Raw genomic sequence first — 12,008 nt, 5'->3', positions numbered from 1 at the left:
GGCACAATGTTAATTTACAGAAAATGCTCTGCTTAATAAGTGGTTTGATTAACGGTAAACAATACCACCGTCAGTCAAGATCGACTGCCCTGTAATATAGTCTGAATCATCACTTGCTAAAAATGCGACTAAACCAGCAACATCATCTGGAGTTTGAGCACGTCCTAATGCAATGCCTTCAACATATTTTTTATAGGTTTCACCTTTTGGTGCACCTGTAATTTCAGCAAAACGCTCATCAATTTCAACCCACATGTCCGTACCTACAATACCAGGGCAATATGCGTTAACGGTAATGCCAGAACTTGCATACTCTTTAGCAGCGGCTTGGGTCAATGCACGTACAGCGAATTTTGTAGCGGAATAAACACCTAGCATTGCAAAGCCATCATGCCCTGCAATGGAAGAAGCGTTAATAATTTTCCCTTTTTGTTTACGCTGCTGGAATTTTTCACTCGCCGCTTGAATTCCCCACATCACACCATCGACGTTAATCTTGAAAATCAGATCCATATCTTCTTGGCGTACATCAGCAATAGGCTTAACTTGTGCAATTCCTGCGTTATTGATCATTACATCAAAACCACCGAGTTCAGCTTCTGCATGTGCAACTGCGGCAAAAACTTCCTCACGCTTACTGACATCAGCAGCAAATGTTGTCGCTTTACGGCCTAATGCTTCAATTTCTTTAGCCACATCCGCTAATTTTTCTTTTTTCAGGTCGACAAGTGCAATATTGGCACCTTCTTTCGCTAAACGTAATGCGATACCACGACCAATACCTTGTGCTGCGCCAGTAACTAAAATGACTTTATTATTCAGTGCCATAAGCTTTCTCCCAATAAGGATAGTTAAATGAATGACTCTAACTGATTAATACGTTAGCAAGATTAACAATAAGTTACAAAATCATGATATTAGACTACAACTATGTTCTATAGAGATAAATATGACTGTAATTGAGTGATAATCACTCGCATTTATGAAAGAAATAACTTTTAAAAGGGAAATAGGTAACAAATCGAAGTGGAACTACTCACAAAGAGGTATAGCAAAAAGTGCTATTTCCTCATATTTGTTTAAATAACAATCTATTTTATTGAGAATAAATTAGGCTGCCTAGAAGGCAGCCTAAAAATCAGACAAACTATAGGTTATTTTTTAGATGCTTGTAAGTACAACATATCTAAAGCAATGGTTGCTGCGGCCAATGCAGTGATATCAGATTGATCATAAGCTGGTGCGACTTCAACTAAATCCATACCAACGATATTTAACGGTTGTAAACCACGCAACAGTTTTAATGCACGATCTGAGGTTAATCCACCAATGACAGGTGTTCCGGTTCCCGGCGCAAAAGCAGGATCTAAACAGTCAATATCGAAAGTGAGATAAACAGGCATATCACCCACAATAGATTTAATTTGTTCGATCATCTCATCAACACCGCGATCATTAACTTGTGCGGCATCAATGACTGTAAACCCGTTATCACTTTCATGCTCTGTACGAATACCAATTTGTACAGAACGAGTCGGATCAATTAACCCTTCTTTTGGTGCATGGTAGAACATAGTGCCATGGTCATACTGGCTACCATTACCATAAGTGTCTGTGTGTGCATCAAAATGGACTAACGCCATTTTACCAAAATGCTTTGCATGGGCGCGCAACAGAGGCAAAGTCACAAAATGGTCACCGCCAAATGTTAAGCAGCGCTTGCCCGCCTCCAGCAATTTTTCTGTATGTGCTTGTAGCTTATCGCACATGTCTTGTGCATCACCAAAAGCAAACACCACATCGCCACAATCCACAACATTTAAGCGCTCTGTTAGTTTAAAATTCCATGGCCAACGATGGCTTTCCCACGCTAAGTTGGTAGATACCTGACGAATAGCAGCAGGTCCATGACGGCTGCCCGCACGACCAGAAGTTGCCATATCAAACGGCACCCCCGTTATCACCCACTCAGCATCTGAGTTATAAGGTTGAAAGTTTAATGGGAAACGTAAAAAGCCAAATGCGTTAGAAACCAGTGAATTATCGACCTGATTACCTAATGTGCTATTAATCATCACTCTTCCTCTATCAGTATTTGTAATCTGCAAATACTTTTATTATTTAGACTCATAGGTGGCTCTACACCACCTGTGATTAGCTACCGTTTATTTATCGCCAATTATTCGTCTTCTAAATAAGTATAGCCATAAAGCCCATTCTCAAACTCATCAACGAAATCTTTTTGCAACTGCTCGCTCAACCCAGTGCCTTTAACTTGCTCTGTAAAGCTTTCAAGCAATACTTCTGGTACTAGCTTCACATATTGCAGCATATCAGCGACCGAATCGCCTTCTTCACTTTGCAGATAACGCACGTTGCCTTGGCTATCAACCCAAACATCGATTGCTGCTGTATCGCCAAATAGGTTATGCATGTTACCTAGAATTTCCTGATAGGCCCCTATCATAAAGAAGCCGATCATGGGTGGGTTTTCAGGGTCGTATGCAGGCATTGGCATAGTTGTTTCAACACCGTCACCATCGACATAATGGTCAATAATACCATCCGAATCACAAGTGATATCCAATAATACCGCGCGACGGTCAAGAGGCTTATCAAGGCCTTCTATCGGTAAAACGGGGAACACCTGATCAATCCCCCAAGCATCTGGCAACGATTGGAATAACGAGAAATTCACATAGAACTTATCGGCCATCCGCTCTTGCAGCTCATCAATAATTGGACGATGAGCACGGTTACTGGGATCTAAGTCTTGTTGAATACGACGACAAATATTCAAATAAAGCTCCTCGGCCCACGCTCGCTGAGTCAGGTCGAGTACACCATGAGCATACTGCGTATGCGCTTCTTGTAAATCAAACTGACTATCATGGAGCCATTCACGTAACGAACGGCTATTACCTTGGTGCTGCATTGATTCCCAGGTTTCCCATAATGAAATCAATGAACGCGGTGCATCCTCATCGGGAGGAGATGTTTTGGTAAATTCATTTCGCTCCACCCCGATCACATTAGAAACTAAGACCGTATGATGTGCGGTCAATGCACGCCCTGATTCGGTGATCACCGTCGGATGTGGTAAATCAAACTCCTCACACGCATCACCAATCGCCCAAATCACATTATTCGCATATTCATTTAAACCATAGTTTACTGAACAATCTGATTGGGAGCGCGTTCCTTCGTAATCCACACCTAAGCCGCCACCCACATCAAAACATTGAATTTTTACGCCTAAACGGTGCAACTCAACATAAAAACGTGCAGATTCACGGACACCTGTCGCGATATCACGAATATTCGCCATTTGTGAACCAAGATGGAAATGCAGCAACTGTAAACTTTCTAGGCGACCTGCCTGACGTAAAATTTCAACAAGTTGTAAAACCTGTGTTGCCGCTAAACCAAATTTTGATTTCTCGCCACCACTTGCCTGCCATTTGCCTGACCCCTGCGACGCCAAACGAGCACGAACGCCTAAACGAGGTGTCACATTCAAGCTTTCCGCTTCTTTAAGAACAACCTCAATTTCAGACATTTTTTCGATAACAAGGTAAACCTTGTGACCTAATTTTTCCCCGATAAGCGCTAATCGAATATATTCACGATCTTTATAACCATTACAAACAATAACGGTACGAGTACGGCCGGCATTTGCTAGCACAGCCATCAATTCAGCCTTCGACCCTGCCTCTAGTCCAAGCGGTTCACCTGAATTGACTAATGATTCGATGACTCGACGCTGCTGGTTGACCTTAATCGGATAGACCAGAAAATAGTCGCCTGTATAGCCGTACGATTCACGAGCACGCCTAAATGCCGCATTAATTGAGCGCAAACGGTGCTGTAAGATTTGTGGGAAACAGAATAATGCGGGTAAACGCAAGTGCTCCTGCTCCTCTTTAACTTGATTAACAAGTTCGGCTAGATCAATAGACGTGTCTGGGTTATCAGGATTTGGGCAAACACAGACATTTCCGCGCTCATTCACCTGATAGTAACCACCGCCCCAATACGCGATGTTGTACGTCTGGCGCATTTTGCGAGCGATATTATCATTCATAACAAACTCCTTTATGGAGGGGTGAGTGACGCTTTCTCCGGCCAGACAGCGACCCGTCCTAAGACGTGGCTCTGCAAGGCAGTTATGTCGGGGAAACAGCTATTACTCGGATTAATTAAAGTGCTTAGAACATCTAAACGGTGACAAATACAACCATTTGGCTGACAGTTACTGACTGATAGCCAAGGGTGTACTAGGAAGATGATAGTAACTTCGAGAAGAAGTAAATAAAGACAGGAAAGTAAACGCCAAAAACACGCGGCGATCCGCATTTAGCTGCTGATTACTGTTATTCAGTAGATTATGGATCATTACCCATTAACCCCCAATATAACTGTTTAATCTTTATCAATAGCGAGAAAGATAAACACTCCTGATAGATAGCAGGCACATTGTACGCCTACTGGTATATAACGGAACATTTTTAACTAACCGTCACGGTCGCTGTTTATACATTGATTAGGCAGAAATTGCAAAACGTTATTGGCTTAATAGAAATAAAATTTGTAAGGCTCGTCTTTTTACTTATTGTTTTTCTGTCAAACGTAAAAACAGGTAGCACTTTTTTTGTTAAAACATTAAAATAGACGTCTAGATGTTAAAACATCCAATTACAATCAGCGAATTCTTAAGGTATTAATCTCATGGCTACACATCTCTTTACTTCTGAGTCTGTATCGGAAGGGCATCCTGATAAAATTGCCGATCAAATCTCTGATGCGGTTCTTGATGCGATTCTTGAGCAAGATCCAAAAGCTCGCGTTGCTTGCGAGACCTATGTCAAGACAGGTATGGTGATGGTCGGGGGAGAAATCACCACCAGTGCTTGGGTTGATATTGAAGAGATCACACGTAAAACCGTTCGCGAAATTGGTTATACCAGCTCTGACATGGGTTTTGATGCAAACTCGTGTGCGGTTTTAAGTGCGATTGGTAAACAATCACCTGATATCAACCAAGGTGTTGACCGCGCAGACCCATTAGAACAAGGGGCTGGCGACCAAGGTATTATGTTCGGTTATGCGACAAACGAAACTGACGTTCTGATGCCTGCACCAATTACTTATGCTCACCGTCTAGTACAGCGCCAAGCAGAAGTTCGTAAAAATGGCACTCTGCCATGGTTACGTCCAGATGCCAAAAGCCAAGTCACTTTCCAATATGACAACAACGAAATTGTTGGCATTGATGCGGTTGTTTTATCCACACAGCACGCAGAAGATATTAAACAACAAGATTTACATGAAGCTGTAATGGAAGAAATTATTAAACCTGTTCTTCCAGCAGAGTGGTTAGTGCCAACAACAAAATATTTTATCAACCCAACAGGTCGCTTTGTTATCGGTGGACCAATGGGCGACTGTGGTTTAACTGGTCGTAAAATCATCGTTGATACCTATGGCGGCATGGCTCGTCACGGTGGCGGTGCATTCTCCGGTAAAGATCCTTCTAAAGTAGACCGTTCAGCGGCTTATGCTGCTCGCTATGTTGCCAAAAACATTGTTGCAGCCGGCTTAGCTGATCGCTGTGAAATCCAAGTCTCCTATGCAATTGGTGTTGCAGAGCCAACTTCAATCATGGTTGAAACATTTGGTACAGGTAAAGTTCCAGAAGCGCAACTGGTTCTGTTAGTGCGTGAATTCTTTGATTTACGCCCATACGGCTTGATTCAAATGCTGGATTTACTACATCCAATTTACCAACAAACGGCTTCTTACGGGCATTTCGGTCGTTCTCAATTCCCTTGGGAAAAAACAGACAAAGCCGCTATTTTACGTGAAGCTGCTGGCCTAAAATAATTAGCCAAACCAATAAGCCCCACACTGTGGGGTTTATTTCTTTATTCATCCTCTATCTTATTTCCTCGCTTAAATTCATTTTTAGAACTCCTTGAGCAAAAGTACAATTCTCCTAAACTAATTGGGCTAAAGAATATAATCATCACGTTTGTGCCTTATCATACCTATAGAATAAGTATTGCCATGTAATAATTTTTATATTAGCAATGATTCGTACTTAGAAACGCATATCTCATATTTATTTCATTTCATAGTGGAAAGAGATAAGTGGTTATAAAAACCAGTTAAAGGCGGTAGTGTCTATAGAGAAAACGTTTATTTACTATGGAATAATAAACGTAATGAAATCGTAGAAGAAGCCAACCCTAGATATATTAGGTATTTTTATAACTAGGGTAGCTCAGCGTCATCCAAGCCTACAATATGCAAGATATTATGTATGCTTTCTATTATACCGTAGATAAATTTTCAATAAAACTTGATGTATCAATCTTCTTTATTAATCGCTCTTTCCACCAAGAGAAATTACCACCTTGACTTGATGGATGCCAAGCTAGCCAAATAAATTGATCATCTTTAGGGATCTCTACCGGAACAATGACTAATTCTTGGTTCTTTAACTCTTTTTTAATATGTGAAGGACAAATAAACCCATACCCTATTCCTCGCTTAATTAAGACTAATTTACTTTCTAAATCGCAAACCAATATTTGCCTTCCTAATATGACTTCTTTTTCTCTATTAATTGATAGCTCATGGCTACTATCTGCAATTTCAACGTGGATATCGTTTATTAACTGATTTCTCGTTATTATCGTTTTTTGTGAAGCGAATGGATGTGATGGGGAAACACAAAGGGCAAAACTAAGTTTTCCTAGTAGCTGGGTTCTTACCTTTATGTTTTCAGGGATCCCCCCAAGAGCAATAATAAAATCTGCTCTATTTTCTTTTAATGCATCCCAAGCCCCTGTCATTGCTTCTCTTAGGATTGAAATATGAACATCACCATTTGCCTTAATATAATCACGAATATCTTGAACAAAGATATCTAGCGGTAGAAATTTTTCAACCACAATACGAATTTGGTTATCAAATGTTGGAATATTTCTCACTCTATTTTCGAGATCTTGCACTGCATTTAAGATCCATGCCCCCTCCTGTAATAAAAATTCCCCCTCCTTAGTTAAACGAATTACAGGTCCATTACGGTGAAAAAGCTTAACTTTCAATCGACTTTCTATATTTAATACTTGATAGGAAATCGCAGACGGTGTTTTATGCAATACATCTGCCGCTGTTGAAAAAGAACCTGTTTTTTTGATAGTGCTTATTATATTAATTGCATCCACGGATAATCTAGTCATATAAGCTCCTAATTAATTTAAATAGCTAATACAATGATTTCAGCGCATTAATATTTAGTCGACTTCATATATAGAACTATCATAATGTTGTTCATAAACAATCAAGAAACATCCTAATCTACTAACTTAATAGTCATTAATTTTCTTAGTAGATATATAATTAATAAATAGAATTAAAATAAAAGTCATTGGTAATATAAAATAATAGATCTTATAGAAGTATATCTTTATGAAAAACAGCGCTCACTTAACGCTGGATAATTATAGAGGGAAATAGACTCCCTCTATAATAAATATTAATATCAATTTATTTAGCAAGACTATTACCTAAACTCGAATTCATGCTATTTAAAATATCACCATTATCCGCATCAATTTCCCATGCAAATAATCCTCCAAGTTTGTTCTCTAACACATACTTCCCTTTTGCTTGCACTGAACGTTGATCGTCAAAGGTAATCAGATCCCCTGTTGATGCTTTAAATACATAGGGCGCTTCTGCAACTTCATCATAGCTATATACCCATTGTCCGCTCATATACTGATTTTTGATTTGGCGATAATCAACAACTCCATTTTCCCATGTCCCTGCAACTGGGCCTGTCGCTTTCCCTGTAAATGGATTACCGTTGGTATAGCCATTCACCCCCGTCCATCCACGCCCATACATCGCTGCACCTACCACGATTTTCGCGGGATCAACACCTTGATTCAATAAAGCATTTACCCCATTAACCGTTGTATATTCCGTATCTGGACGCCAACTGGAGGCATTAAGTGCGGTTTGGTAGCCAAGTGTATTTAAATCAAATGCACCATAAAAGTCGTAGCTCATCATAAAAAAGTGATCAACCGATTTTTGTACCTGCCCAAAATCGACTTTATCTATTTTGGCTTTCGCGGCACTAATAGCTGATGTTAATTGATATTCGCGCCCGGTTTCTTTCTCTAATTCATCCAACATCGCGCGAAGCTCTTGCATCAACAATAAATAAGTTTCACCATCTTTATCTGACGCTAATGTGGTGCTGGCTCCATTTGCACCAGGATATTCCCAATCGATATCAACACCATCGAAGAATTTCCATGTCAACAAAAACTCTTTGACAGACGTTACAAATTTGTCTCGTTTGGTTTTATCCTTCATTGCATAAAATGGATCTGATAATGTCCATCCACCAACAGAAGGTAATATTTTCAAATGGGGATAGGCTTGCTTTATTGCCATTAACTGCCCAAAGTTACCTTTATATGACAATGAAGTTCCTGTTTGAGAGACATTAATTGCAGCCCAAGGATCATGAATAGTCACTTTATAGTCATCCCTACCTGTACATGACTTCTGCAATGACTCAAAGCTACCTTCAATTTGCTTTAAGCTATCATTAATTCCATTTCCGCCGCATATAGGAATAAAAGCATACAAAATATGAGTAAGATTTTGTGCCGGTATTTTATCGGCAGAAAATTTCCGTCCATATATTCCCCATTCAACAAAATATGCAGCAACGACTTTTCCTGAGTCTTGCTTGTAAGCTTGGTTATTTTCTAAAAGTTGCGTTTGCAACGGAGCAAAATGACTTCCATCTGTATCTTGGACTGTAATTTCAACCACATCACTAAAATTACATTCGTCGCCATTGCATAGTGCAACCTTCAATTTATACTTCCCGCCTTTAGATATTGAAAGGCTTGCTTGACCTGAAGAGCTGGTTGAAGGACCACTCCATACCTCTTGGTCATTCAAATACACTTTTGCCGTAGTTCCATAATCTCCATACCATAAATCCCAGGAGACATTAAAAGTTGCCGCCTCTTTTCTCGTCACTAATAATTCATATTTATCCTCATTAGGGTTAATTTCAACAATGCTATAGGTGTTATCCATCCATTGAATTGTGGGCTTTCCGGGCAACGCTGCATATGCAAACTGAGTAGCACAATGACCGATAAGTGCTGCTAGCATTAACTTATTTAGTCTAAACATGTTTTACCCCTTAATGTGTTAAGGAATACGGGATATTTTATTGAGTTCAACAATTAATCGTTCGATATTAATCGCTGATATTGACATCACTAACTTGGTAGAATGCATTTGACGTATCATAAACATCCCACACCGCAAGGATGACATGATAGCCAGAGCGATCTTTCGGCACATCACACTCGATTTCTGTGACGACTGGTGGTCTAACGCCATTTTCATATTTGACACAGAAAGGCGTTAAATCGAAAGAATCGCGTGTGAGTGGCTGTGATGGGTCCCAATCAGGCTTAGTGATAAAATACCGCCAGCTATCGGTAGAATGCACAACGGTTAAATACCAAGCAAAGGTATTTTTCCCCGTTTTAAGCTCACTTTTTACCCACCGGGTCGGCGACTGTTCATCCATTTCAGAGTGAGCTGCTATCGCAGCACTGGCAATGACTCCATCAGCCGGACCAGCCTCAGGGAATCCTTTTGGTGCTTCAAAACTATGTGGGTCATAAGGTACTTGATTGCCACAGCCCGTATTTTTTAATTCAGTGGTATTACGCACCGAACATAAATAAGCACGACTTGGTGGCTCTGTTGTATAACCATGTGCTAGGGCAAACTGAGAAACGCCTAGTAATAGCGATCCTAAACAGCTTAAGGATATAAGATGCTTAAATTGATTTTTCATAATGCACCTCTTTATTCACTTTATAATAAATGTTTTTTAAACAGTGCGATTAATAGCCATCACACGGTTCATTTATATTATTATCAGTTTAAAAGCGTTTTTTATGAATAAATCAACGAGCTAAATTAAATATTTATCATGATAAGTATTTTTTTAAATATGAATAGATATATTTTTATATGAAAATAGAAAAGCAGAAATGTTATTTAATAGATATCACTAATCTTTAATAAAAAATTCAGCCCCTTTAAATTTGGGGCTGACGCTATTATTTTTTGAATAATTGAAAAACAGACATGCCCGCAATCATGGCTAATGTAAAAATGATCCCTTGTGTTAACCCCATCCCCGTTAATAGCAATGCAGGCCCAGGACAAATACCGGCTAATCCCCAACCAAGTCCAAATAACACACTCCCTATCACTAGAGGCTTATCAATTTTTTGATTGGTCGGGATCTGCATAGGGCATTTTAATACACTAGCTTGACGTTTTTTGGCGAAGGCAAATGCAATTGCACTGATCACCATCGCCACTGCCATAGTGACTAATAAAGAAGGATCCCAATTACCCGTAATATTTAAGAAGCTAAGAATTTTAGCCGGATTTCCCATCCCCGCTAATAATAGCCCCAAGCCAAATAATAAACCTGAGATTAATGCGATAATAACTGGCATAACTTTATCCTCTTAATCCCAATAAATTTATAACCGCTACCGTCGCAAATGCCACTAACATAAAAGTGATAACCGCAACTATCGAACGCCGAGAAAACCTCGCCATACCACAAATTCCGTGACCACTTGTACAGCCACTCCCTAATCGCGTACCAAAGCCGACGAATAAACCGGCGAGGATAAGGATAGGGGTGCTCGTCGTGATCGACACTTCCGGTGAAAAGAAAAAGAGCGTAAATAAAGCAGGAGCCGCCATAATCCCGAGCACAAATGCCACCTTCCAAGCGGTATCCCCTGCAATCGGTTTTAAAACGCCACTTAAAATACCGCTGATACCAGCAATTCTGCCATTAAAAAGAAGTAATAGGGAAACTGCCGCGCCAATTAATAAGCCCCCCATCGCAGCTGACCAAGGGGTAAAATTAGCCCAATCAATAGACATCATTATTTCTCCTGAACCGGACAATAAAGTTGGTAAAGTGTATTCAGTAACGTGAAGAGCTTTTCATCGGCAATCGCATAATAAATTCGTTTACCTTCACGACGTGTCGTCACGAGCCCTTCATGACGCAATACCGTTAGTTGTTGAGAAAGGGTTGGTTGCTGTATGCCCAGCGACGTTTCAAGATCGCTCACACACACCTCACCTTGCGTTAACTGGCATAACAGAAGTAATCGATCCGGATTACCTAATGTTTTCAGCAATGATGACGTTTGTGTTGCAGCCTGCTTCATCGCCAAAAGCAATTGGTTTGTAGAGTCCTCGCTCATAAATCCTCCCAATAAACACATTATCATAAAATATAATATATATTTTTATATAATGATAGCCAATAATGCTTGTTTCCTCATATCGGCTTATATTATGCTTAGTTATATGAAAACCGTTCGAATCCCCATTTATCTTCAACAAAAAGCCATGCGCATGCTGAGGGCAAAACTGAATTTAGCCCAACAAAAGCTGGAACAAATCTTTCCAGAACCAACACTTAACTATAAGCAGCGAGGAACAACAGCAGGGAGTGCCTACTTAAAAGAGTGGGAAATTCGTTTAAATGCTGTCTTACTGATTGAAAATGGTGATAGCTTCATTAATGAGGTGATCCCTCATGAGTTGGCTCATCTATTAGTGTATCAAGTCTTTGGCCGTAAAGGTATTGCTCCCCATGGCAAAGAGTGGAAGTGGATGATGGAACACGTTTTAGACGTTCCCGCAAAACGTACACATCGCTTTGAAGTCACGTCCGTCAAAAGTCGCACTTTTACCTACCATTGTGCGTGTTCCACAACGCACGAATTAACCATTAGAAGGCATAATAAAATTGTCAGAGGGGAGAATCAGTATTTGTGCCGAAAATGTGGGGAGGTTTTAAAACAGAATGAGTGGGTGAATGCGGCAGATGTTGAATAACACTGCCG

General features: G+C 40.1%; 11 protein-coding genes. 2 read left to right on the top strand and 9 right to left on the bottom strand.

Features of this window, described 5'->3' with window-relative positions; genetic code table 11:
• Positions 1–48 precede the first annotated feature (48 nt).
• The 3 genes from PSF11_RS09050 to speA form a co-directional block, all read right to left on the bottom strand.
• Entirely contained in the window at positions 49–828 is a 780-nt protein-coding gene (locus PSF11_RS09050) for an acetoin reductase (protein ID WP_004921987.1), read from the bottom strand.
• A 326-nt stretch (positions 829–1,154) separates the two neighbouring features.
• Positions 1,155–2,075 (bottom strand): agmatinase, encoded by a 921-nt coding sequence (speB, locus tag PSF11_RS09045; protein WP_004921989.1) that lies wholly within the window; start codon positions 2,073–2,075, stop codon positions 1,155–1,157.
• Positions 2,076–2,179: 104 nt separating this feature from the next.
• Positions 2,180–4,084, bottom strand: coding sequence for a biosynthetic arginine decarboxylase (gene speA / locus PSF11_RS09040; protein ID WP_004921992.1), 1,905 nt, complete (start codon positions 4,082–4,084; stop codon positions 2,180–2,182).
• Between the two features lie 644 nt (positions 4,085–4,728).
• Between speA and metK the strand changes: the two genes are divergently transcribed.
• Positions 4,729–5,883: a methionine adenosyltransferase gene (gene metK, locus PSF11_RS09035; protein ID WP_004921998.1), complete on the top strand. Its 1,155-nt coding sequence runs from the start codon at positions 4,729–4,731 to the stop codon at positions 5,881–5,883.
• A 449-nt stretch (positions 5,884–6,332) separates the two neighbouring features.
• Here the strand turns inward: metK and PSF11_RS09030 are convergent, their stop codons facing one another.
• The 6 genes from PSF11_RS09030 to PSF11_RS09005 form a co-directional block, all read right to left on the bottom strand.
• On the bottom strand, positions 6,333–7,247 hold the full coding sequence (locus PSF11_RS09030) for a LysR family transcriptional regulator (protein WP_004922001.1): 915 nt from the start codon (positions 7,245–7,247) through the stop codon (positions 6,333–6,335).
• Positions 7,248–7,554: 307 nt separating this feature from the next.
• Positions 7,555–9,234, bottom strand: coding sequence for a glycosyl hydrolase family 18 protein (locus PSF11_RS09025; RefSeq protein ID WP_061063804.1), 1,680 nt, complete (start codon positions 9,232–9,234; stop codon positions 7,555–7,557).
• A gap of 67 nt (positions 9,235–9,301) precedes the next feature.
• Positions 9,302–9,913, bottom strand: coding sequence for a lytic polysaccharide monooxygenase (locus tag PSF11_RS09020; protein ID WP_004922007.1), 612 nt, complete (start codon positions 9,911–9,913; stop codon positions 9,302–9,304).
• Between the two features lie 268 nt (positions 9,914–10,181).
• Positions 10,182–10,589, bottom strand: coding sequence for a DUF6691 family protein (locus PSF11_RS09015; protein ID WP_004922016.1), 408 nt, complete (start codon positions 10,587–10,589; stop codon positions 10,182–10,184).
• Between the two features lie 4 nt (positions 10,590–10,593).
• A complete protein-coding gene (locus PSF11_RS09010; protein WP_169342121.1) occupies positions 10,594–11,031 on the bottom strand; it encodes a YeeE/YedE family protein in 438 nt (145 codons plus the stop codon).
• A 2-nt stretch (positions 11,032–11,033) separates the two neighbouring features.
• Positions 11,034–11,360: an ArsR/SmtB family transcription factor gene (locus PSF11_RS09005; protein ID WP_014656426.1), complete on the bottom strand. Its 327-nt coding sequence runs from the start codon at positions 11,358–11,360 to the stop codon at positions 11,034–11,036.
• Positions 11,361–11,466: 106 nt separating this feature from the next.
• On the opposite strand from PSF11_RS09005, the gene PSF11_RS09000 reads away from it, so the two are divergent.
• A complete protein-coding gene (locus PSF11_RS09000) occupies positions 11,467–12,000 on the top strand; it encodes a SprT family zinc-dependent metalloprotease (RefSeq protein ID WP_141173165.1) in 534 nt (177 codons plus the stop codon).
• Positions 12,001–12,008: the final 8 nt, after the last annotated feature.

This window comes from Providencia sp. PROV119 (genome assembly GCF_028482435.1).
GTDB classification, from domain to species: domain Bacteria; phylum Pseudomonadota; class Gammaproteobacteria; order Enterobacterales; family Enterobacteriaceae; genus Providencia; species Providencia stuartii.
The sequence above is the reverse complement of the archived record's forward strand: the minus strand, read 5'-3'. Positions and strand labels throughout refer to the sequence as shown.